The 15,869-nt window shown below is 61.0% G+C and carries 13 protein-coding genes; 11 read left to right on the top strand and 2 right to left on the bottom strand.

Annotation, left to right across the window (positions count from 1 at the left end):
- Positions 1–189 precede the first annotated feature (189 nt).
- The 10 genes from gabP to APH30_RS03200 all read left to right on the top strand — a co-directional run bounded on the left by gabP (position 190) and on the right by APH30_RS03200 (position 13,001).
- Positions 190–1,581, top strand: coding sequence for a GABA permease (gene gabP / locus APH30_RS03245; protein WP_054882033.1), 1,392 nt, complete (start codon positions 190–192; stop codon positions 1,579–1,581).
- A 326-nt stretch (positions 1,582–1,907) separates the two neighbouring features.
- Complete coding sequence (locus tag APH30_RS03240; RefSeq protein ID WP_256221948.1) at positions 1,908–2,918, top strand: hypothetical protein; 1,011 nt, start codon at positions 1,908–1,910, stop codon at positions 2,916–2,918.
- Between the two features lie 315 nt (positions 2,919–3,233).
- Positions 3,234–4,085: an STAS domain-containing protein gene (locus APH30_RS03235; protein ID WP_054911675.1), complete on the top strand. Its 852-nt coding sequence runs from the start codon at positions 3,234–3,236 to the stop codon at positions 4,083–4,085.
- Between the two features lie 4 nt (positions 4,086–4,089).
- Positions 4,090–4,452, top strand: a complete 363-nt coding sequence (locus tag APH30_RS03230; RefSeq protein WP_054905950.1) for an STAS domain-containing protein — start codon at positions 4,090–4,092, stop codon at positions 4,450–4,452.
- Positions 4,449–4,853: an anti-sigma regulatory factor gene (locus tag APH30_RS03225; RefSeq protein ID WP_009683493.1), complete on the top strand. Its 405-nt coding sequence runs from the start codon at positions 4,449–4,451 to the stop codon at positions 4,851–4,853. The genes APH30_RS03230 and APH30_RS03225 overlap by 4 nt, the downstream gene beginning before the upstream one ends.
- Entirely contained in the window at positions 4,850–5,863 is a 1,014-nt protein-coding gene (locus APH30_RS03220) for an ATP-binding protein (protein ID WP_054911695.1), read from the top strand. Before APH30_RS03225 ends, APH30_RS03220 begins: the two co-directional genes overlap by 4 nt.
- Entirely contained in the window at positions 5,856–6,704 is an 849-nt protein-coding gene (locus APH30_RS03215; protein ID WP_054911674.1) for a sensor histidine kinase KdpD, read from the top strand. The genes APH30_RS03220 and APH30_RS03215 overlap by 8 nt, the downstream gene beginning before the upstream one ends.
- Complete coding sequence (locus tag APH30_RS03210) at positions 6,694–8,637, top strand: response regulator (RefSeq protein ID WP_054911673.1); 1,944 nt, start codon at positions 6,694–6,696, stop codon at positions 8,635–8,637. The genes APH30_RS03215 and APH30_RS03210 overlap by 11 nt, the downstream gene beginning before the upstream one ends.
- A gap of 116 nt (positions 8,638–8,753) precedes the next feature.
- Positions 8,754–11,147 carry a TonB-dependent siderophore receptor gene (locus APH30_RS03205; protein WP_054911672.1) on the top strand — a complete coding sequence of 798 codons (2,394 nt, stop codon included), beginning with the start codon at positions 8,754–8,756 and terminating at the stop codon, positions 11,145–11,147.
- A 222-nt stretch (positions 11,148–11,369) separates the two neighbouring features.
- Complete coding sequence (locus tag APH30_RS03200; RefSeq protein ID WP_054911671.1) at positions 11,370–13,001, top strand: methyl-accepting chemotaxis protein; 1,632 nt, start codon at positions 11,370–11,372, stop codon at positions 12,999–13,001.
- 133 nt (positions 13,002–13,134) lie between these two features.
- Here APH30_RS03200 and APH30_RS03195 read toward each other — a convergent pair whose 3' ends face one another.
- Together APH30_RS03195 and APH30_RS03190 are read right to left on the bottom strand one after the other, a co-directional pair.
- The gene (locus APH30_RS03195; protein ID WP_009683500.1) at positions 13,135–13,398 is read right to left on the bottom strand and encodes a DUF3077 domain-containing protein; all 264 of its coding nucleotides are present in this window, start codon (positions 13,396–13,398) and stop codon (positions 13,135–13,137) included.
- A gap of 16 nt (positions 13,399–13,414) precedes the next feature.
- The gene (locus APH30_RS03190) at positions 13,415–13,657 is read right to left on the bottom strand and encodes a hypothetical protein (RefSeq protein WP_009683501.1); all 243 of its coding nucleotides are present in this window, start codon (positions 13,655–13,657) and stop codon (positions 13,415–13,417) included.
- A gap of 1,104 nt (positions 13,658–14,761) precedes the next feature.
- On the opposite strand from APH30_RS03190, the gene APH30_RS03185 reads away from it, so the two are divergent.
- The coding region (locus APH30_RS03185) for a DEAD/DEAH box helicase (protein ID WP_156326361.1) at positions 14,762–15,869 on the top strand (1,108 nt) is incomplete at its 3' end.

The following is a 15,869-nucleotide window of genomic DNA, read 5'->3' as shown; positions in this document are numbered from 1 at the left end:
CTCGTGTAATTTCCCACCGCCCCGCGGGGCTTAAATGAAGCCCGAACCGCACTGACACCTTGCGCTGTGACGCGTGCCAAATATCAACAACAGCATGCGAGCATTGTGTCGACCTACCCAACTCAAAGGAGCTATTTTCGCCTACGCCTGCCCGTCCATCCTTGTGTCAGCAAAAAGAGAACAACATCAATGAACACCGTGGGATCTGATGGCAACCTTGCACAAGGTTTCAAGCCACGACACGTAACGATGCTGTCTATCGCCGGCATCATCGGCGCCGGACTTTTCGTCGGCTCTGGGCACGCCATTGCGGCAGCCGGCCCAGCCACCATAATTTCCTATTTCGTAGCCGGAACCCTGGTGGTTCTGGTCATGCGCATGCTCGGCGAAATGGCCGTGGCGCACCCTGACACCGGATCGTTTTCCACCTACGCCGACCAGGCCATCGGCCGCTGGGCCGGCTACACCATCGGCTGGTTGTACTGGTGGTTCTGGGTACTGGTCATTCCGATCGAGGCGCTGGCCGCCGGGCATGTGCTGAACGCCTGGTTCCCCCAGGTGGACAGCTGGATCTTCGCCTTGGCCTCGGTGCTGTTGCTGGCCGGCACCAACCTGTTCAGCGTGGCCAAGTACGGCGAGTTCGAGTTCTGGTTCGCCATCCTCAAGGTCACGGCCATTCTCGGTTTCATCGGCCTGGGCTTTGCCGCGCTGATGGGCTGGCTGCCCAACCGCGAAGTCAGCGGCCTGAGCGGGCTGATGGCTGACTACGGCGGTTTTGCGCCCAATGGCTGGTCGGCTGTGGTCGGGGCGTTCATTACCGTGATGTTCAGCTTCATTGGCACCGAAGCCGTGACCATTGCGGCTTCCGAGTCCAGCGACCCGTCGCGCAACATCGCCAAGGCTACCCGCTCGGTGATCTGGCGCATAAGTACCTTCTATATCCTCTCGATCTTCGTGATCATCTCGGTGGTGCCGTGGAACGATCCGCAGCTGGCGGTGGTGGGCTCGTATCAACGTGCGCTGGAGATCATGAACATCCCTAACGCGGCATTGATGGTCGACCTGGTGGTGCTGGTGGCGGTAACCAGTTGCATGAATTCGTCGATCTACATCGCATCGCGGATGATGTACTCGCTGGCCAAGCGCGGTGACGCCCCGGCCTTCCTGAACAAGACCTCCAAGGTTGGCGTGCCGCGTGCGGCGGTGTTTGGCAGCACCCTGATCGGGGCCGCCATCGCCATCCTCAACTACTTTGCGCCCAAGGGTGTGTTCGAGTTCCTGCTGGCCAGCTCTGGCGCCATTGCCTTGCTGGTGTACATGGTCATTGCCATCTCGCAGCTGCGCATGCGCCGCCGCCTGGAGCGGGAGAACACCGAGCTGAAGTTCCGCATGTGGCTGTTCCCGTACCTGACCTGGGCGGTGATCATTTTCATTGGCGGGGCGCTGGCGGTCATGATGTACACGCCTGAGCACCGCGCAGAGGTGAGCTCCACATTGGGGCTGGCGATTGTGATCTCCTTCCTGGGCATCGTGACTTCGCGGGGCCATGCGCAACCGGTGGGGGCGCGGTCGATGGGGTGAGTGGGTTCACCCGGGTCAAGGCAGAAGGCACCTATGGATAGGTAAAGCCTGTCAGTTAAGCGTTACTGGGGCTGCTTTGCAGCCCTTCGCGGGCACGCCCGCTCCCACACGGCGCTGAACTCAAGAAATGCGCGATCTCCTGTGGGAGCGGGCGTGCCCGCGAAGGGTCGCAAAGCGGCCCCAAATTACTTAACTGACAGGCATTACCTATGGGTAGGTGCCTTTTTTTTGCGCTGGGGTTGCCTACCGAGTGCGCCAGGCGGTTTCCGAGCGCCTTGCGCATTTTGCTTCCGCCCCGCCGTCGATTGAAAATGCCGGCGCGCAGCATGCCCTTCGAGGCGGCCCATGTGGTTGAAGTGGGTGAGCTGTGTGGCGAGCCTGTCGCGATGCGCCAGGGCGACGTGGTGCGTCAGTTGCGCGAGACCCGGCAGGCCAAGGTTCAACAGGAAGATAGGGGTGCTTCTTCTGAAGCGCTCATGCAGACTTTTCAACGTAAGGATACGTGCATGACCAAGTGTAAACGCATGCTGCCCGTGCTGGCTGCCGTGGCAATGGCGGGCTGCGTCACTACCGAGCAAATGCCCGATGGGACCACCAAGGTTCGTTTCTCGGATGAAACGGTTAGCTCGCTGACTTCGATGATGCCCAGTAGCCTTGTCAAAGGTATGGCGGGTGGTGCAGGCAGCGGCGCGCTGGACCTGATACCGACCAAAAGTTTAGCCGGGAGCGGGCTGTACCTGTATTTCAACGGTCGCTATGACTTCGCCTGTGCGAGCGCCTTGCTCTACAGTGCCAAGACCGGGCAAGACCTGGATAAAGACACCAACGAGACATGTCGCGACAGGTATTTCCAGCGCCAAGCGAAGCTGAAGCGTGCAGGTCTCCCTTATGACCGGGCGGCGCCTAGTTATGATGCACACAACCCGCCAGATGCTTACTGGGCGCAACTGAAAGGGCAGATCCTTGGTCAGTTGGCGAATACGCAGCAGTTCGCTGCGCGCTTCACCTCGATTTCAAGTTTCGACAAAAATGGCAATCTCACCATGGTGCCGGGCTTCATGGGGGACGGAAGTGGGCGCCATGTGGCGCTAGTGACCGTCCCTGCCCGAATTCCGGTTGTGATGGAGGATCCCGGTTCCGAGGCAAGGATGCGTTCGCAAGCGAGCAGGCTCAATACCCGGGCGGGTCAATGGACGACCTGTTATGCCGTGCTTGCCTACGACTCGACAAGGGACAGGGGGCGGCGCCCGGTAACTGTCTTAGCGAGTGAGTACTTGCAATATGAGGTACGGTTCAAGGTTGCTTCAATATCATGCCGTGCTGGTATGCATTCCTAAAAAACCGTTTCGCAGTACGCGTGCCGCGCACGATGCCTCTTCGAGCCCGCTGACAAGCGCCGGCGAGGTCATGCCATATTCGCCAAGCAACGCCCTGGAAACTTCTGGTGGAAGCTGGTTGACGGCGCTACGTAGCTGTTGGCCGTAACCAGGGCGTGACAGTAGCCGTGCCGCAATCCGAAGCCGTTGGGCTATCCTAAATGGCTCAATGCAATTATCTTTTCCCGCTGCACAACTAATCGAACCGGCAAATGTCATTCACAGCAGGCCGGCCATTCATCGGGACGCCGGCCTTCACCACTGGAGCGAAGGCACATGGCAACACTGCAAGGCAGCACGTTGGAGGCTATCCAACATAGCCAGGCGCAACTGCGCGAGGAATGGATAGCCAGCCTCGAAACCAACGGCGCCACGCGCAATATCAAAGAACAGGTACTGGCACAGGAAACCCAGGAGTTCCTGCAGTTGCTGGTGGACGGCCTGCGCGCTGGTGGCGGCAGCCACCTGGCCGGCAGCGAGTGGGAGGCGTTGCGCCGGTTCCTGGAGAAGCTTTCTGCCAGCCGCGCTCAGCTTGGCCACGATTCGCACCAGGCCGCGTTCTTCATCTTCGCTTTGAAAGGGCCGCTGTTCGGCTTGCTGCAAGCGCACTACAGCAGCGACCCGGCCCGCCTGGCCGAGCAACTGTGGCTGGTGTCGGAACTGCTCGATGGCATGGGCATGCACACCATCCGCGCCTTCCAGAAAACCCGCGAGGAAGTGATCAGGCGCCAGCAGGAAGAACTGCTGGAGCTGTCTACCCCTGTGGTCAAACTGTGGGACGGGGTGCTGGCGCTGCCACTGATCGGTACGCTGGACTCGCAGCGTAGCCAGACGGTCATGGAGTCGCTGCTGCAACGCATCGTCGACACCGGCTCGGAAATTGCCATCATCGATATCACCGGTGTACCTACCGTCGACACCCTGGTCGCCCAGCACCTGCTGAAGACCGTCACGGCCATCCGCCTGATGGGCGCCGACTGCATCATCAGTGGCGTGCGCCCGCAAATCGCCCAGACCATCGTGCACCTGGGGCTGGACCTGGGCTCGCTGACCACCAAGGCCAGCCTGGCCGACGCCCTCAAGCTAGCCCTTGCACGCCTGGGCTGCGACATCAGCAAGCAGGGGTAAGCCCATGGAGCGTATCCCGATCCTGCAGATGGGCGAGTTCCTGCTTGTGACCATTCAGGTCGACATGCACGACCAGCTGGCGCTGACCCTGCAGGAAGACCTGACCGAGCGCATCAGCAGTACCTCGGCCCGGGGCGTGTTGATCGATATTTCCGCGTTGGACATGGTCGACTCGTTCATCGGCCGGATGATCGCCAGCATCTCTGGCCTGTCACGCATTCTGGATGCCGAAACCATGGTGGTCGGCATGCAGCCGGCCGTGGCCATTACCTTGGTCGAACTGGGCCTTACCCTGCCGGGCGTCAGCACGGCACTCAATGTGGAGCGTGGCATGCAAGTGCTGCGTCAACGTGTGAGCCAAAAATGAATGTGCGCGAAAGCGGCAGCCAACCGGTACGAATCGAACAGGATGTGGTACTGGCGCGTCAGTTGGCGCGCAAGCTGGCCGGCGAATGCGGCATGCGCCTGGTGGACCTGACCAAGCTGGTGACGGCAGTCAGTGAACTGGCGCGCAACACGGTGGTGTATGGCGGTGGTGGCGACATGGACTGGGCTGTGCTGGAGGATGGCGGGCGCACCGGTTTGCGCCTGTTGTTCCGCGATGAGGGCCCCGGCATCCCCGACATCAAGCTGGCGCTGACTGACGGCTGGACCTCGGGCGGTGGCCTGGGCCTGGGCCTGACCGGCGCTCGGCGGCTGGTCGATGAATTTGAACTGGACACCGCGCCAGGGCAGGGCACACGCGTGACGATCACCCGATGGGCATGAACCTGTTCGCCAGCCAGACCCAGGTGATGGGCCTGGCAGACCCGAGCGATGTTGGCCACGCCCGGCGTACCGCACAAAAGCTGGCCGAGCGGCACGGCTTTGACGAAGAGGACTGCGGCCGTGTGGCGCTGCTGGCCACCGAGCTGTGCAGCAACGTGCTCAAGCATGCCGGCTGCGGTGAACTGCACCTGCGGGTGCTGCCCCGTGAGCACGGGGGTTATGCCATTGAACTGCTCACGGCGGACCGTGCCCAGGGCTTTGATGCACAGGCCTGCCTGACCGATGGTTATTCAACCGCAGGCACCCAGGGAATCGGCCTGGGGGCCTTGGCGCGCATGGCCCAGGTATTCGATGTGTACGCCGATGCGCGCGGCGCGGTGGTGCTGGTGCGCGTGCATGCCCAGCGCGACCACGCGCCAGACTTGCGCGTGGGGGTAAGCCAGCATGCCCTGCACGGCGACCCCGCCTGTGGCGATACCTGGCACCTGGCGATCGAAGGGCAGCGTATCAGCGCCCTGGTGATCGACGGCCTGGGCCACGGTGTGGATGCCCAGGCTGCAGCCAGCGCGGGCGCGGCAGTGTTTGCCCAGGCCCCGTTCGCCGGCCAGTTGGAGCAATTGCAGGCCATGCACCATGCCATGAATGGCAGCCGTGGTGGCGCGGTGGCGATAGCACGCTATGACGGTGCCCGCGACCACCTCGGTTTTGCCGGCATCGGCAATATCGGCGCCAGCCTGGTGAGCGCCACCCAGGTGCGTGGGTTGGCTTCGTTGCCCGGCATCGTTGGCGGGCAGTATAGAAAAGCCCAGGTATTTGACTACGCTCAAGCGAATGGAAAACTGTTGATCATGTACAGCGACGGCCTGCAGTCCCGTTGGAATCTGGAGAGTTACCCTGGCCTGGTGCACCGCCACCCGGCCGTGATCGCGGCAGTGCTGCACCGCGACTTCTGCCGGGGCCGGGATGATGTAACCGTGCTGGTCATCGACCTGGAGGCGGCGCATGGCTGATGCAGAGGTAATTGCCCGGCTGCAGGCGGATAACGATGCCCTGCGTGCCGAACTGGAAGAAACCAACCAGGGCGTGCTGGCCCTGTACGCCGAGTTGGACATACAGGCCGAACAGCTGCGCCAGGCGTCGGACTTGAAAAGCCGCTTCCTGTCGTACATGAGCCACGAATTCCGCACGCCGCTGGGTTCGATCCTGAGCATCACCGGCCTGCTTACCGACGAGCTCGACGGGCCGCTGTCGGCTGAACAGCACCGCCAGGTCACCTTTATCAGCACCGCCACCCGCGAGCTGTCCGACATGGTCGACGACCTGCTCGACCTTGCCAAGATCGAAGCCGGGCGCATCAGCATCTCGCCGGCCTGGTTCGACATGCTCGATCTGTTCGCGGCCTTGCGCGGCATGTTCCGGCCGATTGTGGACGCTACTGCAGTCGACCTTATCTTCGAGGAGCCTACAGGGCTGCCGCGGCTGTACACCGATGACAAGAAGCTCGCGCAGATTCTGCGCAATTTCATTTCCAACGCGCTGAAGTTCACCGCCCAGGGTGAGGTGCGGGTGTCGGCCCAGCTGTATGGCGACGACCGCATCCGCTTTGCCGTCAGTGATACCGGCATTGGCATTGCAGCAGAGCTGTTGGATACGTTGTTCGAAGATTTCACCCAGGTAGATTCGCCACTGCAGAAGCGCTTTCGCGGCACTGGCCTGGGCCTGTCGTTGTGCAAGCGCTTTGCCATGCTGCTGGGTGGCGAAGTGGGGGTGCACAGTGAACCAGGGGAAGGCTCTACCTTCTTCGTGGTGATTCCTCTGGCCCTGGCTCAGGAGAACGCCGATGAAACCTGAGGTGCGCTTGCTGATCGTGGACGATAACGTCGCCACCCGCTACGCACTGCGCCGGCGCCTGGTAGTGCACGGCTACGAAGTGCTGGAGGCAGGCACCGGCGGTGAAGGCCTTGCGCTGATTCGCGACGAGCAGATAGATGCCTTGATCCTGGACGTGAACCTGCCCGACATGAGCGGGTTCGATATCGTACGGTTGCTGCGCGAAGATGCCCGCACGGCGTTGTTGCCGGTGATTCACGTGTCGGCCGCGTCGATCCAGAGCGGTGACATCATCACCGGCTTGAACGCTGGCGCCGATGCCTACCTGGTGCACCCGGTAGACCCGGATGTGTTGCTGGCAACCTTGCGTACCCTGTTGCGGGTGCGGGACGCCGAGCGCGCCCTGCGCCGGAGCGAGGCGCGCTTTCGCGAGATATTTACCGGTGTATCGGCGCCCATCGCGGTGCTCGACGCCGAGTTCAAGGTGCACGAGTGCAACCAGGCGTTCAGCCACCTGACCCAGGAAAACAGCAACCCCTCGCAACTGCTGGAATGCTTTGCCAGCGGCCAGGAGCCAGCGTTGGCTGACCTGCGCCGGCACCTGGCGGCTGGCGAGCGCTGGAAGGGCACCCTGAGCATGCTGGTGCACGGGCATGTCCGCGAAACCGAGTGGCAGCTTTCGCCCTACCAGGCGCCAGGGCTGTGCCTGGTGTTCATCGAGGACATCACCGAGCACCGCCACCGGGAACGCTCCCACCTGGCCCGCCTGGACGATGCCACCAGCCAGTTGGCGCGGGAAGTGGCGGTGCGCGAACGCACCGAAGCGCAACTGCTGCAACTGCAGAAAATGGATGCCCTGGGCAGCCTGACCGGCGGCATTGCCCACGACTTCAACAATTTGCTTACCGGCATCATCACCAGCCTGGAGCTGATCTGCAAACGGGTGGCGGAAAACCGAATAGAGAAAGTGCCCAGGTACGCCGAAGCCGCACTCAGTTCTGCCACCAGCGCGGCCTCGTTGACCCACCGGTTGCTGGCCTTCGCGCGCCAGCAGCCACTGGATACCCGCCCGGTGGACGTCAACCAGCATGTACGCTCGCTGGAAGAGCTGCTGAACCGCACCATCGGCGAGCGCATCAAGCTTACCCTAGACCTGTCGACCCACCCGGCCATCGCCTTGGTCGACCCGGTGCAACTGGAGAGCGCGGTACTCAACCTGGTGATCAACGCGCGCGACGCCTTGGCCAAGGGGGGGCGGATCTGGGTGAACACCGCAGCCACCTGGTCGCAGGGCAACCCAGACCTGGCGGACGGCCATTACATTGCCGTCAACGTGCGCGACAACGGTAGCGGCATTGAGCCGGAGCTGCTGGAAAAGGTGTTCGACCCGTTCTTCACCACCAAACCGGTGGGCCAGGGCACCGGGCTGGGGCTGTCGACCATCTATGGCTTCGCCCGGCAGTCCGGCGGGCATGTGCTGCTTAGCAGCGTGGTGGGGCAGGGCACGGAGGTGACCCTGTTGCTGCCGGCCAGCGCGGAGGCCGCGGTAGCGGTGGAGCCGGCCAACGTGCAGAACCTGCAAGGCAATGGCGAGCACGTGCTGGTGGTGGAAGACATGGCCTCTGTGCAGGTGGCGGTGGCAGAAGCGCTGACCGATGCCGGGTACCGCTGTACGGTGGCCACCACCACTGACGAGGCGTTGCGGCACCTGCGCGACGACGCCAGCCTGGACATGATGTTGACCGATGTTGGCCTGCCGACCCTCAGCGGCCGCGAACTGGCCGACCTGGCGCGGTGCTACCGGCCCCAGTTGCCGGTGCTGTTCATGACCGGGTACGCCGATGCGGCCCAGGACCGCCAGGCCTTTCTCGGCGCAGGCATGGACATGCTGGTGAAGCCGTTTCAGCTCTACGAGCTGCTGGTGAAAGTGCGCCAGGCGGTCGGTACCCCCTGAGGCAATTACCCCCGTCCGTTTTTTCTGAAAATAAATGAGGTGTTTTCTCATTCTCGTTCGGCCTTTGCACAAGGCCGGAATACAGGCCACCCGCCGACCCTCTACGGAGCGAGAAAATGAGTTCGACACCGGTTCCACAGCGCCACCCCCTCAGCCGTGCCATGCACGCTGCGATTCTGGGTTTGGTTGTCAGCAGCCCGGCATTGCCAGCGCTGGCACAACCTGCTGGCGCTGATCACACCCTGCAGCTGCAGCAGTGGAACATCCCTGCTGGCCCGCTGGCACCTGCGCTGGACCGTTTTGCCCGCCAGGCGGGTGTGAGCCTGGCCTTCGACGCGCAAACCGTGGCCAACCGCACCACCCCGGGCGTGCAGGGCGGCCTGGCGACGCCCGCCGCGTTGTCGGCGCTGTTGCAGGGGACCGATCTGCAGGTTGAACAGCAAGGCCCCCAGGCCTACCAGATCATTGCGCAAGCGCCGGCTGCCGGCCCGCTGGAGCTGGGTGCGACCGAGGATTACCGGCTGGCGCCGGTCATCATCAATGCCAAGGTCAAGGCCAGCGCCGATGACGACCTCAATTCAGTGGTGGCCAAGGAACTGTGGGTCGGTGGCAAGGTGGCCACCAGCATCCTCAACACCCCGGCCTCGGTGTCTGTGGTGACCCGCAAGGAAATGGAGCAGCGCAGCGTCAGCACCACCGAGGAAGCGCTGCAGTACAGCCCGGGCGTGGTCAGCGACTTCTACGGCTCGGACGACCGCAACGACTACTTCCAGATCCGCGGCTTCCAGGCCACCACCTACCGCGACGGCCTTACCCTGAGCTCGATGCGCGGTGTGCGCGAAGACCCCTATGCCTATGAGCGCATCGAGATTCTGCGCGGCGCCAACTCCACCCTGTTCGGCCCGGCAGACCCGGGCGGCTCGGTGAACTTCGTGACCAAGCAGCCGCGCTTCGAGAAGTTCGGCCAGGGCTACGTGACCTACGGCTCCTACGACCATGCCGAGACCGGCATTGACGTGGGCGATGCCCTGAACGACGAGCAGACCCTGGCAGGCCGCTTCACGGCCAAGCTGCAGAACAGCGACCGCGAGTACGACCACTCGCAAGACGACAACCGCTTCGTGATGGGCGGCCTGACCTGGGCGCCCAGCGACTTCACCTCGGCCACGGTGATTCTCGATTACCTCAAGACCAACAGCTCGCCCAACAGCGGGGGCTACCCGCTGGACAAGGAATACGACCGCAGCGATTTCTACGGCGAGCCCGGCTACAACTTCCATGATGTGGAGCGCACCAGCCTCAGCGCCAGCATCACCCACGACTTCGACAACGGTTTCACCCTGCGCAGCAACCTGCGCTACAGCGAGCTGAGCGATGACTTCGGCTACGTCTACCTGAGCGACAGCGCCGAGCGGGTGGGCACCGTGATCCCCCGCTACGTGTTCGGCACCGACACCGACGCGGACCAGCTCAATGGCAACCTGATGCTGCAGTACGATGCCCAGTTCGAGCACATCGACAGCAGCACCCTGGTGGGCGTGGAATACCTGGACTCGACCAACAAACAGCGCTCGGTGTACAGCCTGGCGCCGTCGATAGACATCGCCAACCCCGTGTTCACCGGCGTTCCCGGCGGCATCACGCCGTATAGCCGCGAGAAAAACGACGCCACCACCAAGGCCGTGTTCCTGCAGCAGAACCTGTCCTTCTACGACCGCGTCATTGCCACGGTGGGTATGCGCAATGACTCGATGGACCTGACCAGCACCGAGTATGTGGGGGGGGGGAACAGGCAGAGCGACACCTTCTCGGAAACCTCTTACCGCGGTGCACTGACCTACATCGTCAACGATGAAGTGTCGACCTACGTCAGCATGGTGGAATCGGTTTCGCCGCCGCAGGTAGGGGTTACCCCGCAGACCGGCAGGCAGTACGAAGTGGGCGTGAAGTACTCGCCGCTGGGCATGGATGCGATGTTCTCGGCCGCCGTGTACGACCTGACCCAGGAAAACGTCACCATCGCCGTGGTGCTGCCCAGCGGCATCATCGAGCAGCAAACCGTGGGCGAGTCCCGCGCGCGCGGCCTGGACCTGGAAGCCAAGGCCCAGGTCACGCAGAACCTCAGCCTGATCGGGGCCTATTCGTACATGGATACCGAAGTGCTGCGCGGCTCGCTGTATGACGGCAGCTCGCTCAAAGGCAAAGAGTTCACCGTTGCGCCCAAGCATACGGCTTCGCTGTGGAGCTACTACGACATACCCGACACCGACGTGAGCGTGGGCTTGGGGGCGCGGTACGTGGGCGGTTACTTCATGGACGCGGCCAACACCAAGAAAAGCGACGGCACCACCCTGTTCGACGCTGCGCTGAACTACAAGATCGCCAAAGGCACCGACCTGGCGCTGAATGTCAGCAACCTGTTCGACGAGCAGCATGTGGTGGGCTCGGGTACGGCCGATTACTACAACCCAGGGCGGGAAGTGACCGCCAAGTTGAGTTACAGCTGGTAAGCCAGCCCAGGCTCATGATCGTCACCCAGCCCCAGAGCTGGGTGACCCCCTCCCAATCCAACCCTCGCATCGCCCAATCAAATAAAATTGTACAAAGAACTTTTCCTGTACAAGATAATCATAGGCCTGATATCAAAACGTCACTACGCCAAGACCCGTCCGCACCCCTGTGCACGGGACTCAGCGTAGCGCCCAGCCAGGCCTTGAAGGGTTGCCCCCACGATGCTCAACAATCTCAGTATCTCGAAAAAACTGTACTCCGGTTTCGGTCTTGTTCTGCTCATCATCGCCGTATTGGTACTGACCGCCTTGCGAGGCTTCGATCAAGTCAGCAGTAGCGTGAAGCGCAACATCCACAGCTACGACGTGCTCAACAGCTCCAGCAGCATGCTCAACAGCCTTGTCGACATAGAAACCGCCATGCGCGGTTTTGCCCTCACCGGCCAGGACAGCTTCCTTGAGCCCATGAACACAGGCGAAGAGGCGTTCACCGACGCTTACAATCGCCTGAAGCAAGCCACCGCCGACAACCCCCAGCAGCAAGGCCGGCTGGCCCGCCTGCAACAGCTTTACCAACAGTGGTTGCAGCAAGACATGCAAACCAGCGTGAACCTGCGCCGCGAGGTCAATGCTGACCGCGCGCCGCTGACAACGCTGGTCAGCCAGATAAGCTCGGGCCAGGCCAAAGCCAAAATGGACGCCATGCGCGCCGTGATCAACGAATTCCAGGCGGCCGAGAAATCCCTGCAGGACGAGCGCAGCCTGCTGATGGACCAGGCTAAATCCACCGCCTTCACCATCCTGATCGCCGGCGGACTGGTCGCTGCAATCCTGGCTGTGCTGATCGCCACATTCCTCGCAAGAACCCTCACCCACCGCCTGGGTGAAGCTGTAACGCTGGCGCGCAACATCGCTGACGGGCGCCTGGACAACACCATCGCCATTGAAGGTAAGGATGAAGTCAGCACCCTCCAACAGGCATTCGTGGCCATGCAAGACCGCCTGCGCACCATGATTGGCGAGATCAGGGCCAGTGCCGAGCAACTGGTGGGGGCTGCCGACAACATTTCAGCGGCATCGGTACAGCTCTCCGCGTCAGCCCAGGAACAGTCGAGCTCGGCCTCCTCGATGGCGGCCACGGTCGAGGAACTGACCGTGAGTATCAACCATGTCTCTGACAATGCGGTGGAAGCGCATGCCCAGTCCAGCGAGTCTGGTCGCCAGTCCAGCGAAGGCGGCAGCGTGATTCAGGAAACGCTGGCGCGCATGAACCTGATCGCCCAGACCGTAGAAGCCTCTGCCGGCCAGATCAGCGAACTGGACAGCCATGCCGAGCAGATCAGCAGCATTGTCAGCGTGATCAGCGGCATTGCCGAGCAGACCAACCTGCTGGCCCTGAACGCCGCCATCGAAGCCGCCCGCGCCGGCGAACAGGGCAGGGGCTTTGCGGTGGTGGCCGACGAAGTACGCCTGCTGGCACAGCGCACCGGCAACTCGACCCAGGAAATTACCGAGATGGTCAAACGCATCCAGTCCGGCACCCGCGAGGCCGTGGGGCAGATGGAGGTGGGTGTGCAGCAGGTCAAAGGCGGTGTGACCCTGGCGCAACAAGCGGGGGAGGCGATCGTCAACATTCGGCAGTCTTCGGCGGACGTGGTGCGCATGGTGGATCAGATTTCCCTGGCACTGCGGGAACAGACCGCGGCTAGCCAGGATGTGGCACGCAACGTCGAACGGATTGCGCAGATGTCGCAGCAGAACAGCCAGGCGGTGGAGCAGACGGCCGAGACCGCGGGGGCGTTGCAGCGGTTGGCGCAGGGGTTGTATGGGCAGGTGGGGGTGTTTCGGATTTGACGGGGTAAGGGGGTGATGCCCCTGCGCGTGCGACGTCCTCATTCGCCGTGCGCACAGGGGCCCTTGGCGGGCGATAGCGTCAGTGATTGATAGCTGCGAGCCGACTGAGTTCTATCGCCTTTGGCCCTGGGGTTCAGCGCATCATTCCCAACTCCGCATCATCCAGCAGCGCTTTCCCCAGAGCGCAAAGATAGTGTGCTGCCCAGATCAGCTTCGGCTTGTCTTCCATCAGGCCGTCAATGGTCAAATCCCGCGCATAGCCCATCAGCTCCGACGCCTGTTCACGGGCGTTCTGGCAGGGGATGCCCGGTTCGATGCGGAACAGCGGGTGGGTCTGGTTTTCACCTTGGAAGAAGATGGTTTTGCCGACAGTGCATTGGGTGTTTTCGGTGGTCATCGAGCAATACCCCTGGTCAATGCATGGTTTGCGGGTCGGCTGGCCTTTGTATTTGCGCCAGTGCCGATTCGAGCAAACGGCGGAGTGTTTCCAGCTCGTGCATCGAGGCCATGATCAACACGGATGCGGGTGATCTGGGTTGCATCAGCATTGCTTGCTGTGCAACGGCTTCCGCGCAGAGCGCGTAGTCGGTTGCGAGCATGAGGGTGTCTTCCAGGGAGTGGGGGAGGTGGGGTGGGTCGGGGACGATTTTTAGCATTGGACTGTGTTCTCGATAGGGGCTACCGCCAACCCGCTGTCAAACGGAATGGTGGCAGCTGTGCATGGGTTGACAGACCGGCGAACACAGAAACCGGCGCACGCGAGCGTGCCCCATGCACAACCGCCATTAACGGTTATGCGCGCTGTGTATCGTTGCGGCCTGTCAAAGCCGGTCGTTGATGGGTAACGACCTACCGAGCCTAGAACTCTGACCTTGAGGCTGCAACGGAAAACAGGCGCAGGGAGTATGTTTGGGAAACGTCCTACGCGGAAGGGGTTAAATCTGATTTTCTGGCACCGGGCCACCCACCCGCAGGCACAAAAAAGACGCCTGGGGGTAATGTCTGTTAGTTAAGCGATTGGGGCCGCTTTGCGGCCCATCGCCGGCAAGCCGGACTCCCACAGGAGCAGTGCAGACCTCAAGCTTTGCGCGGTCCCTGTGGGAGCTGGCTTGCCGGCGATGGCTGCCACTAACGCTTAACTGACTGGCATTGCGCCTGAGGGCGCCTTCTTTTTGGAATTTGATGGGCCGGGGTAAGTTGAATTGGTTTTTTAGCTGTTTGATCTAATTGACTAATATAATATTATAAATTTCCTTGGGACACCGCCTGGAATATCACGAGAGCTGGATTGAGCGGAATGCTTCATGACCGTACAGACGTTATGGCCGAAAAGATCATCTTTTTATCGCAAAGCAGGCAAGCTGAGTAGGCCGTCTGTACTAGGTCCGCTAAACCCGGCTCAGCACGATACTCAGGCGCGCATTAGGGTGAACACGATAACGCCGGGTTGGAAGCTACGCTCAGATCCCATAAAACCAAGATAGAGCAGCGCAAGCCGTGCCTTGATTCCACGGGGCGGTGCGTGCTGATCGTAAAATTAATGAGCGCTCCGCTGGCTTTTTGCCTTTACCCGCACAGTCGGTCCGGATAATGTGACGCTCACAGAACTCAGTAGCGATGGGTGGTTTCGCTGCTATCGCTCCAAGGCTAAAAAAATCTAAACTATATCTTCACGAAGTCGGTATAGAAATGGATTGGGAGTCGCTGCTGGACGAGCTCGGGGCATGCCTCAGCACTGGATGGATACTTAAGGAAGAAGAATGAACAAGCAGGGTGATTTCTATACATCTTTTGTTAAAGACGATGTACGTTACTCCAACGAAGACTGCAAATGTATTGAGTCTGTCGTCGAGCGTTTGATGCTGAGCCAGACCAGTGAAGACCATCCGGGGATGCTGCTGGGGAAGATTCAGTCGGGTAAGACGAAAACCTTCCTGGCTATAATGGCGCTGGCTTTTGACAATGATTTCGATGTGGCGGTGGTGCTGACGAAGGGAACGAAGGCTCTGGCCAAACAGACCTACGAGCGTATCAAGAGCGAGTTCCGTGCGCATAACGAGAACGACCTGCTCAAGGTATTCGACATCATGACCATGCCTGGCCACCTCACCGGTTTCGAACTTAACCAGAAGCTGGTGCTTGTGGTGAAGAAGCAGACTGACAATCTGAATCGCCTCATCGATCTATTCAAAAGCAAATACCCACAGCTCAAAGCTAAGCGCGTATTGATCATCGACGACGAGGCGGATTACGCTAGCGTCGGCTTCAAGCGTGACAAGGGCGAATTGGACATCAACGTTACCGCTCGCCAGCTTGAGCATCTGCGCGTTATCGTCGAACGTGCAGCCTTTCTGCAGGTTACTGCAACCCCATACTCGCTTTACCTGCAGCCTGCCGATGTGCAGATCAAAGGCGACAGCTTCAGGCCGATCCGCCCGGCCTTCACTGAGCTGGTTCCCGTCAATGCTGCCTACGTGGGTAGTGAATACTACTTTGAAGATAGCCAGGAAGAAGGTCACTTGGCCAAATTTCTCTATCAGCCCGTAGATCTGGACGAGCTGCAGATTCTGCGCAAAAAGGACGGTCGCCGGCTGAAATTGGAAGAGGTACTAACCAGCAAGGCAATCCCGACCCTGCGTGATGCAATTTGTAACTTCATCGTCGGTGGTTGTATCCGTCGCTTGCAGGACAAGCAGGCAGGGAAAGCTGCGAAAAAGTTCAGCTTCCTTGTGCATACCGAGGCCAATACCACCGCGCATGCCTGGCAGGAGGAGTTGGTCGAAAAGATCAAGGAAAAGCTCAGCGCAGCAGTTAGCCAGGAGCCGCAGATGTTGAGTAGGCTCATTCAGCGTGCCTACTTAGAGCTGC

This window comes from Pseudomonas sp. NBRC 111127 (assembly GCF_001320345.1).
In the GTDB taxonomy this organism is placed as follows: domain Bacteria; phylum Pseudomonadota; class Gammaproteobacteria; order Pseudomonadales; family Pseudomonadaceae; genus Aquipseudomonas; species Aquipseudomonas juntendi.
Note: the sequence above shows the minus strand (reverse complement) of the source record. Positions and strands in the feature narration are given on the sequence as shown.